Source organism: Chondromyces crocatus, assembly GCF_001189295.1.
Classification (GTDB): domain Bacteria; phylum Myxococcota_A; class Polyangia; order Polyangiales; family Polyangiaceae; genus Chondromyces; species Chondromyces crocatus.
Genome location: NZ_CP012159.1, coordinates 236092 through 259646, shown reverse-complemented (window position 1 = coordinate 259646; position 23555 = coordinate 236092). Strand labels below are relative to the sequence as shown.

The 23555-nt window shown below is 70.0% G+C and carries 16 protein-coding genes; 8 read left to right on the top strand and 8 right to left on the bottom strand.

Going from position 1 to position 23555, the window contains the following annotated elements:
* Nucleotides 1-76 precede the first annotated feature (76 nt).
* The 3 genes from CMC5_RS00920 to CMC5_RS00910 form a co-directional block, all read right to left on the bottom strand.
* Nucleotides 77-2410, bottom strand: coding sequence for a sulfatase-like hydrolase/transferase (locus CMC5_RS00920; RefSeq protein ID WP_050428645.1), 2334 nt, complete (start codon nt 2408-2410; stop codon nt 77-79).
* Nucleotides 2411-2561: 151 nt separating this feature from the next.
* On the bottom strand, nt 2562-3779 hold the full coding sequence (locus tag CMC5_RS00915; protein WP_082362134.1) for a tyrosine recombinase XerC: 1218 nt from the start codon (nt 3777-3779) through the stop codon (nt 2562-2564).
* A 149-nt stretch (nt 3780-3928) separates the two neighbouring features.
* The gene (locus CMC5_RS00910) at nt 3929-4774 is read right to left on the bottom strand and encodes an IclR family transcriptional regulator (RefSeq protein WP_050428644.1); all 846 of its coding nucleotides are present in this window, start codon (nt 4772-4774) and stop codon (nt 3929-3931) included.
* 236 nt (nt 4775-5010) lie between these two features.
* Between CMC5_RS00910 and CMC5_RS00905 the strand changes: the two genes are divergently transcribed.
* Nucleotides 5011-8196: a bifunctional cytochrome P450/NADPH--P450 reductase gene (locus tag CMC5_RS00905; RefSeq protein WP_050428643.1), complete on the top strand. Its 3186-nt coding sequence runs from the start codon at nt 5011-5013 to the stop codon at nt 8194-8196.
* A gap of 216 nt (nt 8197-8412) precedes the next feature.
* Nucleotides 8413-10032 carry a carboxylesterase/lipase family protein gene (locus tag CMC5_RS00900; RefSeq protein WP_050428642.1) on the top strand — a complete coding sequence of 540 codons (1620 nt, stop codon included), beginning with the start codon at nt 8413-8415 and terminating at the stop codon, nt 10030-10032.
* A 648-nt stretch (nt 10033-10680) separates the two neighbouring features.
* Here the strand turns inward: CMC5_RS00900 and CMC5_RS00895 are convergent.
* Nucleotides 10681-11346: a hypothetical protein gene (locus CMC5_RS00895; protein WP_050428641.1), complete on the bottom strand. Its 666-nt coding sequence runs from the start codon at nt 11344-11346 to the stop codon at nt 10681-10683.
* Nucleotides 11347-11521: 175 nt separating this feature from the next.
* A complete protein-coding gene (locus CMC5_RS00890; RefSeq protein ID WP_050435621.1) occupies nt 11522-13381 on the bottom strand; it encodes a bifunctional homocysteine S-methyltransferase/methylenetetrahydrofolate reductase in 1860 nt (619 codons plus the stop codon).
* A 127-nt stretch (nt 13382-13508) separates the two neighbouring features.
* Between CMC5_RS00890 and CMC5_RS00885 the strand changes: the two genes are divergently transcribed.
* The 5 genes from CMC5_RS00885 (at nt 13509) to CMC5_RS00865 (ending at nt 20183) form a co-directional block, all read left to right on the top strand.
* Nucleotides 13509-14357, top strand: coding sequence for a hypothetical protein (locus tag CMC5_RS00885; RefSeq protein WP_245678203.1), 849 nt, complete (start codon nt 13509-13511; stop codon nt 14355-14357).
* 113 nt (nt 14358-14470) lie between these two features.
* A complete protein-coding gene (locus tag CMC5_RS00880; RefSeq protein WP_050428640.1) occupies nt 14471-17209 on the top strand; it encodes a M1 family metallopeptidase in 2739 nt (912 codons plus the stop codon).
* Nucleotides 17206-18015, top strand: coding sequence for an SDR family NAD(P)-dependent oxidoreductase (locus tag CMC5_RS00875; RefSeq protein ID WP_050428639.1), 810 nt, complete (start codon nt 17206-17208; stop codon nt 18013-18015). Before CMC5_RS00880 ends, CMC5_RS00875 begins: the two co-directional genes overlap by 4 nt.
* A gap of 58 nt (nt 18016-18073) precedes the next feature.
* Nucleotides 18074-18865, top strand: a complete 792-nt coding sequence (locus tag CMC5_RS00870; RefSeq protein WP_050428638.1) for an enoyl-CoA hydratase-related protein — start codon at nt 18074-18076, stop codon at nt 18863-18865.
* A gap of 28 nt (nt 18866-18893) precedes the next feature.
* Complete coding sequence (locus CMC5_RS00865; RefSeq protein WP_050428637.1) at nt 18894-20183, top strand: sugar MFS transporter; 1290 nt, start codon at nt 18894-18896, stop codon at nt 20181-20183.
* A gap of 112 nt (nt 20184-20295) precedes the next feature.
* Here CMC5_RS00865 and CMC5_RS00860 read toward each other — a convergent pair whose 3' ends face one another.
* Entirely contained in the window at nt 20296-21015 is a 720-nt protein-coding gene (locus CMC5_RS00860) for a DUF4142 domain-containing protein (RefSeq protein WP_050428636.1), read from the bottom strand.
* Nucleotides 21016-21252: 237 nt separating this feature from the next.
* Complete coding sequence (locus CMC5_RS43840; RefSeq protein WP_156338015.1) at nt 21253-21636, bottom strand: aldo-keto reductase family protein; 384 nt, start codon at nt 21634-21636, stop codon at nt 21253-21255.
* Between the two features lie 647 nt (nt 21637-22283).
* On the opposite strand from CMC5_RS43840, the gene CMC5_RS00850 reads away from it, so the two are divergent.
* On the top strand, nt 22284-23015 hold the full coding sequence (locus CMC5_RS00850; RefSeq protein ID WP_218920215.1) for a formylglycine-generating enzyme family protein: 732 nt from the start codon (nt 22284-22286) through the stop codon (nt 23013-23015).
* A gap of 194 nt (nt 23016-23209) precedes the next feature.
* Here the strand turns inward: CMC5_RS00850 and CMC5_RS46800 are convergent, their stop codons facing one another.
* Complete coding sequence (locus CMC5_RS46800) at nt 23210-23512, bottom strand: SEC-C metal-binding domain-containing protein (protein ID WP_050428633.1); 303 nt, start codon at nt 23510-23512, stop codon at nt 23210-23212.
* Nucleotides 23513-23555 lie beyond the last annotated feature (43 nt).

Below are 23555 nucleotides of genomic sequence, written 5' to 3'. Positions count from 1 at the left end.
TGTACATGCCTGATCAGCCTGGACGGCCCTCGACGAACTGCGTCACGAGCCGCCTGCGACGCCTCTCGGCGCGACGCTACTTCCGCTTTCCAGTCACCTTGATCTCGCGGAGACGAGCCTTCGCTGCGGCATAGCGCGCCTCGATCTTCTCGCGCAGCGCGCGCGCATCCGGAGCGTCCCACAGGTTCTTCTTCTCGCCGGGATCGCTCGCGAGATCGTACAGCTCGAACCTCACCCCGTTGGAGATGGTCAGCTTGAGATCTCCGTGGATGAACGAGCGCCTTGCGTCGTTGTACGGGCCTCCGGGCATGTCGACGATCACGTCGCGCGTCTGGGCCTCTCGACCGTCGGGCAAGAAGACATCGGGCAGGAGCGAGACGCCGGACAGGAAATCGCTGTCGCCTGCGCCTGCGCCGTCCGCAGACTCGGCCGGTGCTGCCCCGGCGTTGCCCGTCGCGGGGAGCGGCACGCTCATGAGATCCAGGAGCGTCGGCGCCAGGTCGATCAAGCTCCGTCGCGCCGTCACCCGCGAAGGCTTCGCTTCTGGCACGTGGACGATGAGCGGCACCCGCACCAGCTCTTCCCACAGCTCGAAGCCGTGACGGTACATCTTGTGCTCGCCGAATGCCTCGCCGTGATCGCTGCTCACCACCACCGCCGTGCGCTTCCCCCAGGGCGCAGCCGCCACGAAATCGAGCAGCCGACCGATGTGCTTGTCGGTGAAGGCGATCTCCCCGTCGTACAGGTCACGCTGTGACTTGCCGAAGGACGGCACGTCCTTGTGCTGCAGGTAGTCGGCGTGGGGGTCGAGGTAGTGGACCCACAGGAAGAAGCGCTTCTGTCCATGCTCCTCGAGCAGCTTGAGCGCTGCGTCGGTCAGGCCGGGGCTCGACGCGGTGTTGTCCACCGCCCAGTCGGCGCTCTCCGGCGGCGCCGCGCTCATGTCCACCACGTCGAACCCGCGGTCCAGCCCACCGAATTTGCCGAAGTAGCGGTGCCCGTGCACCCCCATGGTGAACACCCCGGCGCCCTTCAACCGCTCGGCGACGAAGGTGTCCTCCTCGCTGAACTTGTTGAAGTGACCCCAGTTCCGGTGCGTCTCGCTCCCGTACTTGCCGATGAGCGTCGGCCCGATGCTCTTGCCCGTGTACGACGCGAGCGAGTACGCCCGATCGAAGATCGTCGACCGCGCGGCCAGCGCGTCGAGGTGCGGCGATACCGGGTTCGGGTTGCCCGCGTACCCGAGATCCCATCGCAGCGTGTCCACCGTGATCAAGAGAACGTTGAGATCCTTGGGCAGGCTCGGCGCGCTCTTCGCAATCGGCGCAGCAGTCGGCGCAGGCGCGAGTTCTTTCACGGCGTCGGAGGTCAGATCGCTGCCCGAGCAGTCCTCGTCGATCCCGTTGTCCAGGATCTCGTCTGCGAGCGGGTGGATCCGAGGGTCCCCGTCGTTGCAGTCGCCCCCTCCGAACCAGCCGCTCGCCCCGTCCCCATCGCGGTCCGTCACCCGACGCAGGACGAGCAGCGCCTTGCCGCCGAGTGGAGCGCTCCGCTCCAGCGCCTGACCCACCGCCGTCTCCGTGTTCAGCGCGCTCGCGGCGCGCGCCGTGAGGGCGAGCGGCAGAATGGCCAGCGCGATGGCCACCGCGCCCCGGAGCGAGCGCAGCGGCACGGGGGCGAAGAACCCTCCAACGACCGTGAGCAGCAAGATCGCGGGCGCGCGCAGGTCGAGCTCGGGGCGCTTCAGCACCCCGTAGATGCCGAGCACCCCGCCCTCTCCGGACAGCCCTCCCGACGCGATCCCCAGCCCGAACAGCGTACCCACCAGGACCAGCGCAGCGGCGCCCGTCACTGCCGGGTCGACCAGCGCGCGCCAGTGCTCGCTGAGCATGGCCAGGAGATGCCGCAGGGGTGGCGTCAGCGCCAGCACGGCGAGGGCCGCCACGAGCCCCAGCCCGAGCGCCCCGGCGGCGATGGCCGTCCCCGTCAGTGCGGCCGGCGCGTCCAGCGTGAGCAGCGCGCGCGCGAGGTGCGCCGACAGCGTCATCCACGCGAACGCGGCGAACACCACGAGCGGCACGAACGCCGCCACGTCGGCCGGCCGCCCCACGGCGCGCAGCCGCAGCGAAGCGATCAACGTGGAAGGCGACGGCGGCCGCTCCGGATCGGCGAGCAGCGCGGCCACCCCGGCCCCGGCGCCCACCAGGAGCGCCACCGGCGCGATGAGCCCCGCGTCCGCGAGCCACGCTGCAAACCTGCCAGTGCCGGGCCCCTCGTCGGAGGCCCAGCCCGCGTCGAGCAGCGCAGCGACGAGGGCAAACGCCGAAGCCCCGAGCAGGCTCTGTGCGAGCCGAGCGCCCCAGCCACGGCGCGCGAACTCGTCAGGACTCCGTCGATCGCGCGTATTCACGGGCGATGGCGTAGCACTGGCATACGCGGGAGGGCAACGCCTGGAGCGGCCTGCCGGGCTCTCGGCCCCGCCGCGACGGGCCGCTCACCGCCCTGCGGTGCACGCTCGGGCCGTCCTGCGGTGCATGCTCAGCCCATCCTGCGGCGTGCGCTCAGCCCGTCTTGCGCGCCTTCGCCAGCGGGTGGGCCTCGTCGTAGACCTTGATCAGGTGATCCACCGACACGTGCGCGTAGCGCTGCGTCGTCGACAAGCTCGCGTGCCCCAGCATCTTCTGGATCGCGCGCAGATCTGCCCCTCCGTCGAGCAGATGCGTCGCGCAGGTGTGGCGCAGCGCGTGCGGGTGCAGATCCGCCCGCCCCGCCCCGAGCGCCCCGTACCGCTGCACCAGCTTCTGCACCCAGCGTGGACCGAGACGCACGCCGCGCCGTGACACGAACACCGCGCGCGGATCGAGCGCCCCCGTCTTCGGATGCCGCAGCTGACCGCGCGCCTCCAGGTACACCCGCATCGCCGCCACCGCCTTCGACCCGAGCGGGACCAGACGCTCCTTGTCGCCCTTCCCGATCACCCGCAGCGTCGCCTCGCGCTCGCCGGCAGGTCCCGAACGCCACGAGACGTTGCCCAGATCCAGCCCGCACAGCTCCGACACGCGGAGCCCCGCCCCGTAGAGCGTCTCCAGCATCGCCCGATCGCGCAGCCCCTCGGGCGAATCCTCGTCCGGGATCTCCATCACCTCGGCCGCCGCATCGACGTTCAGGAACGTCGGCATCGGCCGCCGCACCTTGGGCAGCGACAGCGCCGTGGCCGGGTTCTTCGTCACCTCCCCCAGTCGCTCCAGGTAGCGGAGCAGCGCCCGCACGGCAGCGATCTTGCGCGCGATCGATGCCGGCGAGTGCGTCCGCGCCAGGGTTCCGAGAAAGCTCCGCAAGAGCAGCACGTCGACGTCGCCTGGTGTGAACACCGGTGCCTCGGACGCCGCGCCCCCCTCCGCCTCGACCGCCTCTGCGCGCGCTCGCCCTCGGCCTCCCGCCGCGCGACCGCCCCCGGCCTCGCTGCGCGCCCCGCGCGCCCCGCGCACCCCTCGCCCCCCCTCGGCGGGCTCGCGCCCCGCCCCCTGCTGCGCCTGACGCTCGTGCGCATACCGCGAGAGCTGCTCGAGATCCCGCCGGTAGGCCGCCACCGTGTTCGGCGATGCCCGCCGCTCTCCTTGCAGGTGAACCAGAAAGCGCACGATGGCCGCGTCCAGGCTGCCCTTCGGCGGCGGCGACGACGCCTCCGCTCCCCGCGCGTCGGCACCCCCGCCCCCAGCCGCTCCGTCACGCTCGCCCTTGCCCGCGTCTCCGGCGCCTCGCGCGCTCGCCTCGACCACGGGCCCATCGTTTCGGAGGGGCTCCTCCGGTCGCCGTCGCTCGCGCCTGGGTCGCACCGCCCACACCTACCACCAGCGCACCACCCTGGCCAAAGGCGTGCTTCCTCGGGCGCCTCTTCCCCGAGCTGCACCGCGCGCCGCTCCCCCCTTCAGCGCCTCTTCTTGCTCCGCCCCGCGCGCCCGTCGAGCAGCGCGCCGATCTCGATGCTCGCCTCCACCACGAGCTTCCGGTTTCGCGCCCGCTCCTGCTCGAAGTGACGCGTGGGCACGTCGAGCGAGATGGCTGCCAGCGGGCGCCCCTCCAGATCGAGGATCGGGCTCGCGATCGAGCTGATGCCCTCGACCAGCTCATCCTTCGACAGCGCCCAGCCTCGCGTGCGGATTTCCAGAAGCTCGCGACGCACCCGCGCCGGATCGACCACCGCGTGCGGCGACGGCGCTGCCAGCTCCTCGGCGAGGTATGCCTCCAGGTCCCGGTCCGCGAGGCGCGACAGGATCGCTTTGCCCTCGGCCCGCAGGTGCAGCGGTGCCCTCGTCCCCGGCGGCAAGAACACGTGCTGGAGCGTCATCCCGGCGATGCGCTCGAGCAGGATCCCCTCTCGCCCCTCGGGCACGATGAGCTGGACGGTGGCGCCGGTCGTGTCGTGCAGCCGCTGGAGCACCGGCCGCGCCGTCGCGCGCAGCCGCCGCGTGTCCCCCACCCGCCGCGCGATCCCGAACGACTTGGCCGTGATCACCCAGCGCGTCGGCCCGTCCGGCTCGGGCCGGATCCACCCGGCCTCGTGCAGCGTCACCAGACAGCGCTGCACCGTGGACTTCGAGAGACCGAGCTGCCGCGCTACTTCGCTCACCCCGACGGGCTGCTGCTCGGCGACGATCTCGAACGTCTTCAGCGTCGCCGTCGCGCTGCGCAGCACCGGGCCCGGCCTCTTCGTCGCCTTCGACCGAGCCGACCCGTCGACCTCGAACCCCTCCTCCGCGTGCGCCTTTCCCACCAACCTCGCCTCGGCCGCCCAGAAGCCTCGCCTCGACCGTAGTAGAACGACCCCCGCCGCGTCCCGTCAACGCGCGCTCCGCGTCGTCGCGCTGGGGAGCCTCGCCCCACCGTTCCGCAGAGCGGCACGGAAACTCAGATCCGATTGACCAGTTTCCGGACCTCATTACCGTCTCCCGTGAGCGCTCCGCCCCGCGTCCCCCTGCGGGTCGGAGCCGTGCTCGAGAGGAGCGACCCGTGAGCGACTTGCCGGCCCAGAGCGTCATTCCCCAGCCCCCCGTGCGCCCCCTTCTGGGCAATGCGCCCGACATCGACACCGATTCGCCGGTGATGAGCATGGTCCAGCTCTCCGAGCGGCTCGGTCCCATTTACAAGCTCGCCTTCCCCGGGCGCTCCATGCTCGTGCTCGGCAACCACGCGCTCGCCGCCGAAGCGGGCGACGAGGCCCGCTTCGGGAAGTATGTGGGCGGCGTGCTGAACGAGCTGCGCGCGCTCGGAGGCGACGGCCTGTTCACCGCCGACTCGAACGAGGAGAACTGGGGCAAAGCCCACCGCGTTCTCATGCCCGCCTTCGGCCCGGCGGCCATGCGCAATTACTTCGACGACATGGTCGAAATCGCTGACCAGATGCTCGTCAAATGGGAGCGATTCGGACCGGAGACCGATATCGACGTGGCGGACAACATGACCCGCCTCACGCTCGACACCATTGCGCTCTGCGGGTTCAACTATCGCTTCAACTCATTTTATCAGCGCGAGATGCATCCCTTCGTGGCCTCCATGGTGCGCGCCCTCCTCGAGGCCGGCTACCGCGCGAAGCGCTTGCCGCTCCAGAACCAGCTCATGTTCCTCTCCCGCCGCCAGTTCGAGGCCGACAACGCCTTCATGCACGGCCTCACCGACGAGCTGATCGAGAAGCGCCGCAAGCTCGACCAGCGCGAGGCCCCGCGGGACCTGCTCGGCCTCATGCTGAACGCCAAGGACCCGCTGACCGGCGAGGGCCTGGACGACAAGAACATCCGCTACCAGCTCGTGACCTTCCTCGTCGCCGGCCACGAGACCACGAGCGGCCTGCTCTCGTTCGCCCTCCACCTCTTGCTCGACAACCCCGAGGTGCTCGAGAAGGCCCAGGCGGAAGTCGACCGCGTGCTCGGCGACGAGGCCCCGCGCCACGAGCACCTCGCCCAGCTCGTCTACGTCGACCAGATCCTGCGCGAGACGTTGCGCCTCCATCCGACCGCGCCGATCTTCGCCGTTCATGCCCGCGAGGAGACCACGCTCGGAGGTCGTTATCCGATCCACCCCGAGCAGGCCTTGATGGTCCTGCTCCCCAGCGTGCACCGCGACCCGGCGATCTGGAAGCACCCCGAGCGGTTCATGCCCGAGCGCTTCGCGCCTGGCGTGCGCCAGGAGATCCCGCACCGGGCCTGGATGCCGTTCGGCAACGGCCAGCGCTCCTGCATCGGGCGCGCCTTCTCGCTCCAGGAGGCGACGCTCGTCCTCGCCATGCTCCTGCAGCGCTTCGAGATCACGCGGCCACGCCGCTACAGGCTCGTCATCAAGGAGACGCTCACCATGAAGCCGGAGGGCCTCGTCCTCCGGGCGAGAGCGCGCAAGCCAGCGGTCCGCGGGCTCGCCGCGAGGCCGGCGCCCCGGGCAGAGCCCCGGGAAGACACGAAGACCAAGGTCCGCGCGCCCGCTCACGGCACGCCCCTCCTCCTGCTCTTCGGCTCGAACTCCGGCGCCTCCGAGGCCTTCGCCCGTCGCATCGCCAGCGATGGCAGCGCGCGCGGCTACGCCACCCACGTCGCGCCGCTCGACGACCACGCGGGCAAGCTCCCCAGAGAGGGAGCGGTGGCGATCATCACCGCCTCGTACAATGGCCAGCCCCCCGACAACGCGCGCCAGTTCTGCACCTGGCTCGATGGCCTCCCCGAAGGCGCGCTCTCCGGCGTGCGCTATGCGGTCTTCGGTTGCGGCAACCGCGACTGGGCGGCGACCTACCAGAACGTGCCTCGGCGCGTCGACGAGCAGCTCGCACGCGCTGGCGCAACGGTCCTCCTCCCGCGCGGCGAAGGCGACGCCCGCGCCGATTTCTTCGGTGACTTCGAGCAGTGGTACGCCCCCTTCTGGGGCACGCTCGGCGAAGCGCTCGGCGTCGCCCCGCAAGAGATCGACATGAGCCCCCTCTACGAGGTCGAGGCGGTCCCGTCCGGCAGCGCCGAGCTCCTCGCGCAGAACCAGCTCGCGCTGGCCACGGTCATCGCCAACCGTGAGCTGGTCGACCTCTCTTCCCCCTTCGGCCGCTCCAAGCACCACATCGAGTTCACCTTGCCCGAGGGCGCGAGCTACGCCGCTGGCGACTACCTCGCCGTGCTCCCCGAGAACCACCCCGATCTCGTCGAGCGCGCCGCGCGCAGGTTCGGGGTCCGGACCGACGCCGCCGTCGTGCTTCGCTCGACCCGTGGTGCCATGGCCGCCTCGCTCCCGCTCGGCAAGCCCGTCTCCATCCAGGAGCTGCTCGGCCGCCACGTCGAGCTGTCCGCGCCTGCAACCCGCAAGGACCTCGAGCGCCTCGCCGAGAAGAACCCCTGCCCTCCGCACCGCGCGCACCTCGCCGCTCTCGTCGGCGATCTCGACCGCTACAAGGCCGAGATCCTCGACAAGCGCGTCAGCGTGCTCGACCTGCTCGAGACCTACCCCTCGTGCATCGTGTCGTTCGCCGAGTTCCTGGAGATGCTGCCCGCGATGCGCGTGCGCCAGTACTCCATCTCGTCCTCGCCGCGCCTCGATCCGACGCGCTGCACGCTCACCGTGTCCGTCCTCTCCGCGCCCGCCTACTCGGGCAATGGCCAGTTCCACGGCACCTGCTCCAGCTACCTGGCCCGGCTCCGCCCTGGCGACCGCATCCCCGTCGCGGTGCGCACCCCGAACGTCCCCTTCCACCCGCCCGCCTCGAACGAGACGCCCGTGGTCATGATCTGCGCTGGCACCGGCCTCGCCCCCTTCCGCGGCTTCCTGCAGGAGCGCGCCGACCGGTACGCGCACGGCGAGGCCGTGGGCGAGGCGGTGCTGTACTTCGGCTGCGACCACCCCGACGTCGACTTCATCTACCGCGACGAGCTGATGCAGTGGGAGCGCGACGGCATCGTCGACGTGCGCCCCGCCTTCTTCCGGAAGCCGGACGGCGAGGTCACCTTCGTGCAGCACCGCGTCTGGCAAGAGCGCGAGCGCATCCGCGACCTCTACGAGCAAGGCGCGATCTTCTTCCTGTGCGGCGACGGCCAGCGCATGGCCCCTGCCGTCCGCGCGACCCTCGTCCGCATCCGCCAGGAAGCCGTGGGCTGCACCGAGGAGGATGCGACGGCCTGGCTCACCTCCATGGAGCGCGAGGGCCGCTACGTGCCCGATGTGTTCGCCTGAGCTGGGGCAGGGCTTCGTCGCGCCGGTCATCCAGGGCCACCCCGTCCGTCACGCCAGGAAAACGGCGGGGAGGTGCGATGAGCGCGTGAGGGATCCGGCGCGATGCGCCTTGCCGCCCGCGCACAGCCCCGGTCCGATGGACGAGCGCGTACCCGGACGTTCTGCCGGGTTCGCGGTGCTTCCCTGCCTCCTCCCTTCGTCCCGGAGATCCCCGTCATGAGCCTCCCTCGCGCTGCCTCTCGTGCCCTGCTGCTCGGCCTGCTCGCGACGAGTTCGGGCTTGCTCGCGATGGGCTGCGGCGAGAGCGATCCCGAGGTGCCCGAGCCCGGCGAGCCGGGCCCGCTGCGCATCGAGACCGAGCAAGGCCCCGTCGAGGGGACGCTCGTCGACACGACCCGCACCTTTCTCGGCATCCCCTTCGCTGCGCCGCCCGTGGGGGAGCTGCGCTGGAAGGCACCTGCCCCGCCCGAGGCGCGCACCGACACCTTGCACGCGAGCGCCCCGGGCTCCGCTTGCCCGCAGGCCGGTCCAGCCGGCACCTCGGGGGGCGACACCAGCGAGGACTGCCTCACCCTCAACGTGTGGACGCCGGAGCGGCCCGCGTCCTCGTCGCTGCCCGTCCTGGTCTGGCTCCATGGCGGGGGCTTCACCTTCGGCAGCGGGGGCGAGCCCAGCTACGACGGTCAGCGGCTCTCCGAAGCGACCGGCGCCGTGGTCGTCACCGCCAACTACCGCCTGGGCCCACTGGGCTTCCTCGCGCTGCCCGCCTTGAAGGCCGAGGACACCGCGCACCCCTCGGCCGGCGCCTATGGCATCGAGGATCAGCGCGCCGCGCTCGCGTGGGTGAAGGCGAACATCGCGGGCTTCGGCGGCGATCCAGGCGCGGTCACCCTCTTCGGTGAGTCTGCGGGCGGCGCGAGCGTGTGCATCCACATGACCTCGCCAGCGAGCCGCGGCCTGTTCCAGCGCGCGATCGTGCAGAGCGGGCCGTGCAGCCTCGTCGCCGACGAGGCCACGGCGTTCCAGCGAGGCGAGGCGCTTTCCGAGGCCCTGGGCTGTCAGGAGGCGTCGGATCCGCTCGCGTGCCTTCGTGGCAAGTCGAGCCGGGAGGTCCTGGATGCGCTGCCTTCGGATCTGGATTTCATCAGCGGTGGGTCGAGCTGGTATCCGGTCGTCGACGGCTGGAACCTCCCGGACTTCCCGGAGACCCTGCTCGCGGCCAGGGACTTCGAGCAGGTGCCGACCGTGGTGGGCGCGAACGCGAACGAGGCGAACCTGTTCGTGGTGCTCGCCGGGAACATCGAGGTGAACGACGACGCGGACTTCGAGGCGCTGGTCGAGCAGCTCGTGCCAGGGCAAGGCGCGGCGGTGCTGGCGCGCTACCCGAGCGCGACATACGGCTCGTCGCTGGCTGCGGCGATGGCCGCGGTGGGGGACGCAGCTTTCGTGTGTCCGGCGCGGCGCACGGCGCGCGCGGTGGCTGCGGCGGGGGTGCCGACGTACCTGTACCACTTCACGTACGCGCCTCCGAACGGGCTGTTCGGCGATCTCGGTGCGTTCCACTCGGCCGAGATCAAGTTCGTGTTCGGCAACCGGACGCAGCTCCTGCCGCAGCCGCTCGAAGGTGAAGAGCTGACGTTGCTGTTGACGATGCGGGGGTTCTGGGGTCGGCACGCGAGGAGCGGTGCGCCAGGGACGGAGGCCGGGGTCACCTGGCCGCGCTACGACGCCGGGACCGATGAAGCGTTGATCCTGGACATCGCGCCGCGGACGGAAGCGGGGCTGAGGAAGGCCGAGTGCGACTACTGGGACGGGGTGAGGATCGGGCCTCGCTGAGAACGGTGTGATTTCGATGGGTTGGCATTCGTTGGTGTGAGGGAGGGCACGGTGCGGAGGAAGGTCGAGACCTTCCTGGAGGGAGGTCGCGAGGTCATTGGAGGAAGGTCGAGACCTTCCTGGAGGAAGGTGGCGAGGTCATCGGAGGAAGGTCGAGACCTTCCTGGAGGGAGGTCGCGAGGTCATCGGAGGAAGGTCGAGACCTTCCTGGAGGGAGGTCGCGAGGTCATCGGAGGAAGGTCGAGACCTTCCTGGAGGAAGGTGGCGAGGTCATCGGAGGAAGGTCGAGACGTTCCTGGGGTGAGGTGGCGAGGTCATCGGAGGAAGGTGGCGAGGTCATCGGAGGAAGGTCGAGACGTTCCTGGGGTGAGGTGGCGAGGTCATCGGAGGAAGGTCGAGACGTTCCTGGAGTGAGGTGGCGAGGTCATCGAAGGAAGGTCGAGACGTTCCTGGAGTGAGGTGGCGAGGTCATCGGAGGAAGGTCGCGACGTTCCTGGGGTGAGGTGGCGAGGTCATCGAAGGAAGGTCGCGACGTTCCTGGGGTGAGGTGGCGAGGTCATCGAAGGAAGGTCGCGACGTTCCTGGATGGAGGGGCCCGAGCCTCTCGAAAGGGCCCACGTCTGTCGTCGCCCCGGCAGCGCGTCGTCGCTACAGCAAGAACTCCAGCCCTTCGGCCAGCTTCGCGACGACCTGGCGCTTGTGCTCGGGTTCCGGTGGCTCGTCGTCGATGAACGACTCGGGCGACTGCACCCAGCACACGGCCAGCTCCGCACCAGGGGCGCTCTTCGGAGCCAGCGCCGGAAATGCAGCGGGCTGGAACACGAAGAACAGCAGCGGCTCGGTCACCGGCACCGTCCTCGAGAGGACCTCCCCGACATCCTCGTCCACGAGGTTGAGCAGCACGGCGTGCAGCGTCGCGGCGATGTCGGTGATCACGGCCGCGAGCTCCGTCAGACGACGCGCGGCGCCCGTCGTCTCGGCGAGCAGCCCATCGAGGTAGACCATCCCGTCGACCGCGCACCCGCCACGCCAGCGGCGAAGCTCCACCACGACGTTGGTCCGGACATTCACCAGGTGATGCCGGAACACCACGGCGAAGCGCTGGACCTGCGCGAAGTCGAACGTCGGAAGTGCTTCGGCCTCTCGCCGTTCGGTGTGCTCACGAAGCTTCCTCCGGTCGAAGCCACCCGCATGGTCCCAGGTGAGGATCTCGACCATCGAGCACGTCCCCCTCATGCCGAGCAACCTCGCGCCGACGGACGCGAAGTCGTCCCGACAGAACCCGGACAGCGCACCGTCGCGCCGCAGCGTCATGCAGCTACCCCCCTTCGAGAAGCCTACCGCGGATTGCCTGGCACGCGCGACGAGCGTGATGCGTGTGATGCGTGTGATGCGTGTGATGTGTGCGATGCCTGCGCGCGAGAGCGGTAGGGGCGGAGTGTCGATGACGCCCTCCCGTCGTCTCGGGTCGCGCTGCGAGGCGAAGGCCCTACTTCAGGCCGTCGAGCACTTCGAGCGCCAGCTCGTATTTCCCGAGCGGCGGCATCAGGTAAGCGCCCTGCACCTTGTCGCGTACGGAGAACAGCATCTCGCGCGCGATGCGGACGCCCTCCTTGCGGGCCTCGGCGCCAGGAGGCGCGCGACGCATGCGCTCGCGGATGTTCTCGGGGATCTGCATCCCGGGCACCTCGTTGTGCAGGAACTCGGCGTTCTTGTAGCTGACGAGGGGGAGCACGCCGATGAGCACCGGCATCTCCAGGTGCGCGATGCGCTTCAGCACGTCGTCGAGCAGCTCTTGCTGGAAGATGGGCTGGGTCATCACGATCTCGGCGCCCGCGGCGCGCTTCTGCTCCAGGCGCCGGATCTCGCGGTCGAGGTCCTGCGCTCCGGGTTCGAGGCCCGTGGCGAGCAGGAACGAGGTCTGGCCGCCGGCGATGCGCTTGCCGGCCGGGTCGAGGCCGCGGTTCATGGTGCTGGCCATGGTGAGCAGGCCGATGGAGTCGAGGTCGTAGACGGCCGTCGCCTCGGGGTAGTCGCCGATCTTGGGCGGGTCGCCGGTGATGACCACCAGGTTCTGGATGCCGATGGCGCTCGCGCCGAGCAGGTGCGCCATCTGGCCGATGAGGTTCCGGTCACGGCCGCAGACGTGCAGGATGGGCTCGATGCCGTAGCGCTGGATGAGCAGCGAGCAGAAGGCGAGGTTGCTCATGCGCGCCGTCGCGCGGGGGCCGTCGGCGACGTTGACCACGTCGACGCCGTTGTCGATGAGCATCTTTGCGGCGGCGAGGGCGCTGTCGGGGCTGAGGCCTGGCGAAGGGTTCACCTCGACCGAGACCACGAACTGCTTGGCGGCGATCTTGGCGGAGAGGCGGCTGCGCTGGTCGAGAGGGACGGGATCGAGCCCGTGGACCTCGAGCGGGACGGCCTGCGGGCGCGTGGCGACCACGGGGGAGACGCCGCCACCGAGCATGCGCGCGGACTTCACCATCCAGCGGATGTGCTCGGGCGTGGTGCCGCAGCAGCCGCCGACCATCCGCGCGCCTGCCTGGATGATGCGGCGGGTGAACACGTCGAAGTACTCGGGCGTGGCCATGTAGAGCAGGCGTCCGTCGACGGTGCGGGGCAGGCCCGCGTTGGGCTGCGCGCAGAGCGGCAGATCGACGCCGCGCATGCGTTCGGCCATGGACAGCGAGAGCTGGGGACCGTCGCCGCAGTTCACGCCGAGGGTGTCGACCCCCCAGTCGCGCAGCAGCGAGGCGACGCGCTCGGGCGGGGTGCCGTCGGCCACGGTGCCGCTCGCGTCGAAGGTGACCGAGGCGAGGATGGGCGTGCTGGGGGCCGCGGCGCGCGCGGCGTTGATGGCGATGCGCAGCTCCTCCATGTGCCGGAACGTCTCGACGATGAGCAGGTCGGCGCCCCCTTCGACGAGGGCCCCGGCCTGCTCGGTGAAGGTCGCGGCGGCGTCCCGGAGGTCGGCCTGCGAGGCCACGCCGGGGACGAGGCCGGTGGGGCCGATGGAGCCGGCGACATAGGCCACCTCGCCCGCCGCCTCGCGGGCGAGCTTCGCGCCAGCGAGGTTGTAGCTGCGGACCTCGTCGACCAGGCCATAGCGCTCCAGCCGGAAGCTGTTGCCCCCGAAGGTGTTGGTCTCGATGACCTGCGCGCCCGCGGCCACGTACTCGTCGTGGACCTTCTTCACGAGATCGGGCCGGGTGACGTTGAGCTGCTCGAAATTCTGGGTGACGAACACGCCGCGCTCGTAGAGGAGCGAGCCCATGGCGCCGTCGAACACGAGGATCGAGCGCTGCAGGGCCTCGAGGAAGGGGACCGCAGGTCTCTGGGGGGTCATGCGATGCATGGTAGCCGCCGGGAATGTTTCACGAAAGAGGGCCTTCAGGATCGCCCTGGACAGTCTCGCGCTTCGGGCGTGCGCCGCCATTGACGGAAGGCACCCAGGAACACTAGGCAAGAGTGCGATGAAGAGCGCCATCCGCCGGTGTTTCGTGCTGTCCGTTGCCGCCGCTGCGGCCGTGCCCACCTTGCTCTCGGCCCGCGAGGCGCGCGCGGAGTGGGATCCGATCATGCACCGCTCCGACGCGGGCGTGGACCTCTACCTCTGGAGCGCACGGTTCACGGGGACGTCGATTGCCGCCGTGCCGTTCGTGCAGTGGGACGTGGCGAGGAACCTGTACCTGGGGTTGCAGTTCCCGGTCGGCGTCGGCTTCGACTCGACGCGCGCAGCCCTCGGCAACCCCACGGCCTCGCTGTGGTACTCGGCTCAGAAGAAGGACCTGACCTGGTATGTGGGCGGGCGGGTCTCGCTCCCGCTCGGCATGATCGAGGGGCGCGACTGGCGGTATGCGCTCGGTGGCAGCATGCTGGCGATGGGGGGCTGGAACCCCTTCCTGTGGGCGACCGACACGCTCCCGATCGGTGGCCTCGGTGGGATCGAGTACCGGTTCACGAACTGGTTCGTGCTCCGCGCCGGGGGTGATCTGGGCGTGTACCCGTCGCTGCGGCGTACCCGGAACTTCGGCCTGGTCCGCTCGGGGGACTTCGACGTGGCGCTGCAGCTCAAGGTCGAGCCCGAGTTCCAGAGCCGCTCCGGCGCAGGTGGTGGTCTGTCGCTGATGACCTGGTTGGTTCCCACGGCGTCGGGGGACATCGCGCAGACGTTGATCTCGCCCTACTTCGTGTACGACACGCAGCGGACGTTCTTCATGCGCGCGGGCGCTCTGCTCGCCGTCGATCGTCCTCTCGGCCCCGCCTTCGATCGTGGTCAGGTCGCGTCGGTCTACTTGCAGTTCGGCGGACACATCGACTGAAGGCTGGGGGTCCAACGATCTGCCCGGCGACGGGGCCCGGCCATTCGTCTTCCGTCGTGGTCGTGAAGATAGCCCTTGCGGCTGCGCCGGCGGCACGATGAAACTCGGCGCCCATGGCCGAGTCTCGTCTCCACGAACGCTGCGCCTGCGGCTCCTCCCTGTCGTCCTCCTCCTCCTTCGCGGCCTCTCGCCCCTTCACGCTCGCCGGTACCAAACGGGTCTACGAGCGCCCGCGTCCCTTCACCGTCCGGCACATCGCGCTCGACCTCGCGCTCGACATCGATGCGAAGAGCATCGAGGGGTCGGCGCGTCTCGACGTGGTCCGGCTCGACCCGGCGGCGACGAAGATCACCCTCGACGCGCTCGGGTTCGAGATCGCGGCGGTGGAGATCGCCGTATCGCAAGCCGAGGGCGAAGCGTCGTCGGTGAAGCGGGCGTCGAAGGCGCCTCCGGCGAAGGCATCGGCGAAGGGGGCGAAGGGGAAGGGAGCCAAAGCACAGGCGAGCGCGAAGGGGAAGGCGTCGGACGGGGCCGGGTTCTCGGCCGCCGACTACTCGTATGACGGCGAGGCGCTGCGCGTCACGGTGCCCGAGGGGGCGGCCGAGGCATCGATCCGGGTGCAGTACCGCGCGGTGCCCCGGCGCGGGATGTACTTCCTCGCGCCCGACGAGCACGTGCCGGAGCGGCCCCGCCAGGTCTGGACGCAGTGCCAGGACGAGGACGCGCGCCACATCTTCCCGTGCGTCGACAAGCCGCACATCAAGCAGACCACCGAGCTTCGGGTGAAGATCCCGGCCGGATGGACCTGCCTGTCGAACGGTGAGCTGCTGAGCCCTGCGAAGGACCAGAAGCAGGGGATCTTCCACTTCCGGCTCGACGAGCCGCACCCGAGCTACCTGTTCACGCTGGTCGCGGGCGAGTTCACGCGCATCGAGGAGGAAGTGAACGGCGTGCCGCTCGCGTACCTCGTGCCGCGCGGCCGCGAGGAAGACGGCAAGCGCACGTTCGCGCGCACGCCGGAGATGATCCGCCACTTCGGCGAGAAGCTCGGCGTGCCCTACCCCTGGAAGCGCTACAGCCAGGTGGTGGTGAGCGACTTCATCTTCGGCGGGATGGAGAACACCACGGCGACGACGATGTACGAGCACATCCTGCTCGACGAGCGCGCCGCGATCGACATCTCGAGCGACGACCTCATCGCGCACGAGCTGGCGCACCAGTGGTTCGGCGATCTGGTGACGTGCCGCGACTGGTCGCACGGGTGGCTGAACGAGGGGTTCGCGACCTTCATGGAGCACGTGGACCGGGAGCATCACCTCGGCCGCGACGAGTACGAGCACGGCCTGGTCGGCGACATGGACGCCTACCTGGGCGAGGCGAAGGGGCGCTACCGCCGGCCGGTGGTCTGTCTCGACTACGACGTGCCGATCGATCTGTTCGACCGGCACCTCTACGAGAAGGGCGGTCTGGTCCTGCACCTGCTCCGGCGCGAGCTCGGCGACGAGCTGTTCTGGCGCGCGGTGAACACCTACCTGACCCGCCATGCGCGCGGGGTGGTGGAGACGCGGGACCTGCAGCGGGCCTTCGAGGACACGAGTGGCCGGTCGCTGGAGCGGTTCTTCGAGCAGTGGGTGTTCCGGTCGGGGCACGCGGAGGTCGAGGTCAAGATCGAGTTCGACGACACGCTCTGCACGGTGACCGTGAAGCAGTCTCACGGGCCCGGAGGCTCGAGGGACGCAAGGGACCATGGCCCGTCCACCGACGCGGCGCCTTCGGCCTTCGCCTTCGATCTGGTGCTCGACTTCGGCTTCGGCGAGGTGCAGCGCGAGGTGCGGCGGGTCGAGCAGGCGACCCACACCTTCGCGATCCCGCTGCCGCGGCGGCCGAAGTTCGTGGTGGTGGATCCGGACCTGCGCGTGCTCGGAGAGCTGTCGGTGGAAGCGCCGGTGGATCTTCTGCGCGGGCAGCTCGCGCACGCGCCGACCGCGCGCGGTCGGGCGCTCGCCGCGCACCTGCTGGGCAAGAAGGACGATCCGGTGACGGTGAAGGCCCTCTCCCGCACGCTCGGTGACGAGAAGGAGTTCTGGGGCGTGCGCGCCGAGGCGGCGGAGGCGCTCGGAAGGATCCGCTCCGACGAGGCGCTGAGCATCCTGATCGGGCGCGTGGATCTGAAGCACGCCAAGGTGCGGCGCGCGGTGGTGCGGGCGCTGGGGCGGTTCCGGTCGAACAAGGCCGCGGAGGCGCTGCAGAAGCTGGCGCTGCGCGACGCGAGCTACCTGGTGGAGGCCGAGTCGGCGCGGGCGCTGGGGGCGACGCGGCAAACCGCGGCGTTCGATACGCTGGTGGAGATTTTGGACCGGCCGTCGTGGGGCGACGTGATCCGCAGCGGCGCGCTGGACGGGCTGGCGCACCTGCGCGACGACCGTGCGCTGCCCCATGTGCTGGCGCGGACCCGCTACGGGGTGCCGGCGCGCGGGCGGCGGGCGGCGATCCTGGCGCTGCCGCGGATCGGCGCCGACCGGAAGATCCGCGAGGCGCTGGAGGACCTGCTCGACACGGCCGATCCGCACGTGCGGGTGGACGTGATCCGGGCGCTCGCCGAGCTGGGCGATCCCAAGGCGCGGGGCGCGATGCAGCGCGCGCTGGATCGGGAACTGGACGGGCGGGTGCGGCGGCGGCTGCGCGAGGTCCTCCGGGATCTCGCGGGGGCGGGGCGGCGTGAAGCGGACCGCCTGCGCGACGAGCTGGAGACGCTGCGGCGGGAGCACCACGAGCTGAAGGCGCGGGTGTCGAAGCTCGAAGGCGTGTCGAGCGCCCAGAAGGGCGCGAAGAAGGGGGAGTCGAAGCCATGAGCTTGAATTTCGACGGCAGGACGGCGCTGATCACGGGGGCCTCGGCCGGCATCGGTCGGGAGATCGCCCGGGTGCTCGCGCGCGACGTGGGGGCGCTGATCCTGGTGGCGCGGCGGCGAGAACGCCTCGACGAGCTGGCGGCGGAACTCACGGCAGCGCGGCCCGGGCTACGCGTCTCGGTGCGCGCCGTGGACCTGCTCGACCGGAGCGCGACGGGCGAGATGCTCGACGCGCTGGAGCGCGAAGGCGAGCAAGTCGACATCTTCGTGAACAACGCCGGCTTCGGCGACCACGCGCTCTTCGTGAAGAGCGGCTGGACGAAGACCGAGCAGATGCTGGAGCTGAACGTGGTGAGCGCGACGTTCCTCCTGCACCGGCTGGTGCCGAAGATGGTGGCGCGGGGCTTCGGCGCCGTGCTGAACGTGGGCTCGTGCGCGGGCATCGCGCCGAACCCGGAGATGGTGGCCTACTCGGCGACGAAGGCGTTCGTGAACCTCCTGAGCGACGGGCTGCGCGCCGAGCTGACCGGGACCGGGGTGAGCGTGACCAACCTGTCGCCCGGGCCGGTACCGACGGAGTTCCAGGAGGTGTCCGGGAGCCACCGCCTGGACACCATCCCCAAGGCGCTGCACGTGGAGGCGACCCAGTGCGCCGAGGAGGCCGTCGCGGGGCTGAAGGCGGGGCGGGCGCGGGTCATCCCGGGCGCGCCGTTGCGGGCGGCCATGGTGTCGCTGGAGTCCGTCCCCAAGGCGCTGGTGCGGCCGGTGCTGGCGCGCCTGGCCGAGCGGGTCAAAGGCCGAGGTTGAACGCGCGGGCGAGGGGCCAGGGCTGACGCCGCGCGTGGCCTCGGCTACGGCTCTCGCCATGTCCGAAGCCAGCTCCCCTGTGAAGCTCGAGCGCCGCGGTCACGTCGGCGTGCTCGTCCTCGATCGCCCCGACCGCCGCAACGCCCTGTCCCGCGACGCGCTGTTCGCCATCGGCCGCCTCGGCCGCGAGCTGGTCGCCGACCCCGAGATCCGGGCCATCGTGATCACCGGCGCCGGCGACAAGGCCTTTTGCGCCGGTGCCGACCTCAAGGAGCGCCAGGGCATGTCGACCGACGACGTGCGGGTGCAGGTGGGCCTCTACCGCTCGGAGCTGGGCGTGCTCGACCGGAGCCCGAAGCCGGTGATCGCCGCGCTGAACGGCGTGGCGTTCGGCGGGGGACTGGAGCTGGCGCTGATCTGTGATCTGCGCGTCGCCGCGCCCCACGCCGAGCTTTCCTTGCCCGAGACGACGCTGGGGATCATCCCGGGCGCAGGCGGCACGCAGCGGCTGCCGCGGGTGGTGGGCGAGGCGCGGGCGAAGGAGATGATCCTCCTCGGCCGGCGGCTCGACGCGCAGCAGGCGCTCGCCTGGGGCCTCGTGAACCGCGTCTCGCCGGAGGGGGTGTCCGTGCTCGACGACACGCTGACCTGGATCGAGCCCATCGCGAACGGCGCACCCATCGCCCAGGCCGCGGCGCTCAAGGCCATCGAGGACTCGTTCGAGGTGCCGCTGGAGCTGGGCCTCGAGCTGGAGCGCACGCGCTACGACGAGACCTTGCGCAGCGAGGACCGCCTCGAAGCGCTGCGCGCCTTCGCCGAGAAGCGCAAGCCGGTGTACCAGGGCAAGTAGGCCGCGCGCGGAACGGGGGGAAGCGACCATGGAGCACGTGACGGGAGCGCGCCCGACGGCGCAGGCGAGCGGGGGTGCGCGGTGGCTCACGCCCTTCGTGCTCGCCCTGTTCTTCGCCTGGGGCTTCGCGACGGTGCTGGTCGACGCGCTGGTGCCGAAGCTGAAGGGCCTGTTCGCGCTCAGCTACGCCGAGGTGATGCTGACGCAGTTCTGCTTCTTCCTGGCGTACCTCGTGGTCTCGCTGCCAGCGAGCCAGGTGCTGAGCCGGGTGGGCTACCTGCGGTCGGTGGTGGCGGGCCTCGCGATCATGGCGGCGGGGTGCCTGATGTTCGCGCCGGCGGCGCGGCTCGGCCTGTACCCGGGGTTTCTCCTGGCCCTGTTCGTCATGGCCTCGGGCATCACGCTGCTCCAGGTGGCGGCGAACCCGCTGATGGCCTTGCTCGGGGCGCCAGAGACAGCGCCGAGCCGCCTGACCTTCGCCCAGTTCTTCAACGCAGCCGGCACCGCCATCGGGCCGCACGTGGGGGCGACGCTGATCCTGGCCGGGGGTATCGTCACCCCGGATCCTGCGACCCTGACCGCGGCCCAGCTCGCCGCGGTCCGGCAGCACGAGGCGCAGGCGGTGCAGGTGCCCTTCCTGCTGATCGCGGCGGGGCTCCTGGTCCTCGCGGCGCTGTTCTGGCTGGCCAGGAACGCGATGGGGTCGGCACGGGCCGAGCACCCCGGGGGCCTCGCGGCGACGCTGAAGCTGCTCCGGCGGCCTCGCCTCGCCTTCGCCGTGCTCTCCATCTTCGTCTACGTCGGCGCGGAGGTCGCGATCGGGAGCTTGCTGACCAACTACCTGATGCTGCCGCGGACCCTGGGCCTGCCGCCGATGGAGGCCGGGAGGCTGGTCAGCTTCTACTGGGGCGGGGCCATGGTGGGGCGCCTCCTGGGCGGCTTCGTGCTGCGAAGGTTCGCGCCCGGGACGACGCTCTGCGCCTGCGCGGTCGCTGCGGCGACGCTGGTGGGGGTCTCGGTCGCGACGAGCGGCATCGTCGCTGGCTACACCCTGATCGCCGTGGGCCTGTTCAACTCGGTCATGTTCCCGACCATCTTCACCCTCGGCCTGGAAGGCATGGGCGAAGAGACCCCGCAGGCATCGGGGCTGATCTGCATGGCGATCGTCGGCGGCGCCGTGATCCCCCTGCTGACCGGGGTCGCCGCCGACCACACGTCGCTGAGCACGGCGCTGCTATGCCCGCTTTCGTGTTACCTCTGGATTGCAGTGTACGGACTGCGAAGCCGCCTCGATACCATTGCGGTGTCGGGCGGCTGAGTGGCGAAGGGCAATCCACGCGCAATGGCTTCGGAGGTTCCGAGGCGCTCCGTGCATGGCCTCCGAAGGTCCACGGGGCGCGCTGGCCTGCCCTGAAGTGCCGGACGCGCGATTACTTCTGGCTGGAGACGGCCGTCGCCCCTGGCGTGAGCGCGGTCTGGATCTCCTTCGCCTCGTTCAGGTGGTTCTCGATCTTGGGCCGCAGCTCGGTGAGCAGCGTCTTCAGATCCTCGTTCTTCACGTTCGGCAGGAGCTGGTTGTCGATGGTCGCGAGGGCCTCCTGGTGCAGCTTCACCTGCAGCTCGATGTAGGCCTTGTCGAAGTCGGCGGCCGGCGTCTCGTTGAGCGCCGTCATGCCCGACTGGACGTCCGTCTTCAGCTTCTCCACGACGGGGCTCTCGGCCGGAACGAGCTTGGCCTTGGTGAGGAGCTGGGCCTGCTTCTTCTGCACCTCGGTGTGGTGCTTGAGGATCGTCGCGGCGAGCTTCTTGACGCGCGCGTCCTTCGCCTTGGTCTGAGCGATCTTGCTGGAGTCGATGTGCGAGGCGTTCGCGGCCTCCGAGACGGCCGCGATCTGCTCGTCGCTGAGCGGCGTGGGCACGGGCGTGGGCGCCTCGACGGCGGCCTCCGGGGCCGGCTCGGCCGCGGCGACGGGCTCCTCGGCAGGCGGGGGCGTGGGCGGCGTGCCCATCATGGCGGGCTCCGGCGGCATGGCATCGACCATCTGCGGCTCAGCCTGCGAACCTGCGCAGCCGACGGCGAGGGCGGCAGCCACGCCGACCAGCGAGGCGAGGGTCCGTGCCACGGCGGTACGATTCTCGATGCGGCTCATTGCAAGATCCTTTCGTGGTGTCCATCGCGCGGCCGGCCACGGAGCGGCGGGCCGGTGAAGCCCTCCATTGATTGCTCATGGGGGCGTCTGGGGCCAATGAGATCGTACAGAATCGCAATGATGTCAACCGACGCTCCAGCGTTGAATTTGCATCAGATCGGAATCGTCACACGATTGAATGGGGATTCTCCTGGTGCATTGGGGAGATCCCTGGGCGAGGTCACGACGCGAACGCAATCATCCGGCGCCGACGGGAAGCGAACTCGTCTTTGAATCGACGTCGTGTGGACGTCGTGATGCAAGCGTGACGAAGTGCAGCGGGCGACGAGCCAGCGGGAAGAGGACTCGGCCGTTCGCGATCCCGGCGAAGGCTTCCTGGTCCGTGCGGAAGTTGTCGGCGTGGATGCAGCCGCCGACCTGCTGCGCGCTGCGTGCGCCGACCGCGAGGAGCCGCTCGACGAGCTTCAGGTTCTGCGAGAGCTGCGCCTGCTGGAATGCGGGGCGGTTTCGACTCCAGTCGTCCGTGGGCAGCGCCGTGGCGCGCTCCCGGGGTCGTCGCGACGGTGAGCTGGGCCGAGGGCAGTGGCGCGTCGGTATCGACCCGCTCCTGGCGCCACGCACCAGGCGAGGATCTCCGCATTCATCTTGCGCGCGAGCAGCGAGTACGGCGGATGGTCGCTGGTGACTGGTGAGACGGGGGTGACGCGTGCGAGCTCGAGGCCGTGGACCGTGGCGGTGTCGATCCTGCAGCGGTGCACCGATGACCCAGGCGCCGAAGTCGACGGAGGTGATGTCGAGATCCGAGGATCCGAGCCGTCGTCTTTCCTGGTGGTGTTCCTTCATTCGTGCGGCATGCGCGTATCAGACGGGCCGAGCTGCGAGCAAGGCGGGTTCGAGGCTACGAGAGCGCGCGTCCTTGGTAGAATGGCGGTGTGACAAGGCAACCGGACGCTGGACAGGGTGCGCGTGCAGGGGGGCTTCACCAGGGCGCGGAGCACGGCGACCGTGCGGCGATGTCATGGGGTGCGGCTGCGCTGCTCGGCGGGATCTTGCTCGGTGGCTGTTCGCTGCTGGCGGACCTCGACAGCCTGGGAAACGGGGGCGACGGCACGGGAGGAGGGACGGGCGTCAGCAACGGCCCTTCAGGTGGTGAGACAGACCCCGGAGGGACGGGAGCAGGCGGTGGCGCGTCGACGGGAGGAGGCGGAGCGGCAGGGCCTGGCGAGCCGTCGCTGTGCCCTGCTGGCCCGGGGCCGACCATGGTGCGCGTGGAAGCGAACCCGAATCCCTACTGCATCGATTCGACGGAGGTCACCATCGCCCAGTACCTGGAGTTCGTCGATGCCTCCGCACTGGATGAATCCATTCTCGATGAGCAGGGACCGGGCTGCAGCAAGGGGGATAACGAGTCGCTGATACCCGAGGGTGGGTTGGCCTCCTGGTGGAACAAAATGGTTCGAGCTGATGCGAACGACGAGTCGCAGATGGACCATCCTGTTCGCTTCGTCGACTGGTGTGACGCGACGGCGTACTGCAAATGGGCTGGAAAGCGGCTTTGTGGGGCGCGAGCCGGCGGCCCGGTAGCGGTGGTTGATGACAGGATAGATTCACCGAAGGACGCCCAGTGGTTCCATGCCTGCACGAGGGGAGGATCCCAACCCTATCCCTATGGCGCTCGACCCTCGCCGGCGAATGTGCCGTCGGGCATCTGCCGCGATGGCGACAGCTCCCCGACGAACGAGAACAGCTTGCGGAACAGGACGGCCCCCGTCGGCTCACTGGCAGGTTGTGAAGGTGGATTCGACGGGCTGTTCGACATGAGCGGTAACGCGGCCGAATGGATCGATAGTTGCGCACTCATGCAAGACGGCGTGTTCAGGTGTGCCACCGCGGGAGGGACGTACTCTTTCATGGCAGACGCCTGTTTCTGTGAGTTCGTGGAATGGCATGAGCCAAAATTCGTGTACAACACGGTGGGTTTTCGTTGCTGCTCCCCATGACGGAGCGTTGACGGACAACGTCGACGCGACGTGGGGTTTCGGCGCCCGAGGCGCGCTTTCATCCCGAGAGTTCATGATCCGGTCATGCGAGTCGCCACTGCGGCACTGCAATCACTTTCGTGCGATTGCACCATGGCCGAGCGATGACTCGACGAGCTGGATGTGGTCGGGGGGGACGACGGGGGCGGGACAGGTCAGACGGCGCGGCGGCGGACCGGAGGCGCCTTGGCCGTGGGCACCTGGCGCTTCTGCGGGTTGCCGGGCGCCGGGGCCTGGCCGCGGCGCGGTGGGGTCGCGGAGGTGGCCGCCGGCGTCGCCGCGTCACCCCCCTCGCCAGCCTCGCTGGCTTCAGCCGCAGCTGCTGCAGCGGCCGCGGCGGCTGCCGCCTTGGTGGCCTCGTAGTCGGCGAGCTTCTGCGCGTCGTCCTTCGGCAGGCAGCACTTCTTGTACTTGTCGCCGGAGCCGCAGTGACAGGGATCGTTTCTTCCAGGCTTCATGAGTCCTCCGCGTGCGACGGTCGGGCTGGGAGAGCCGGCACGC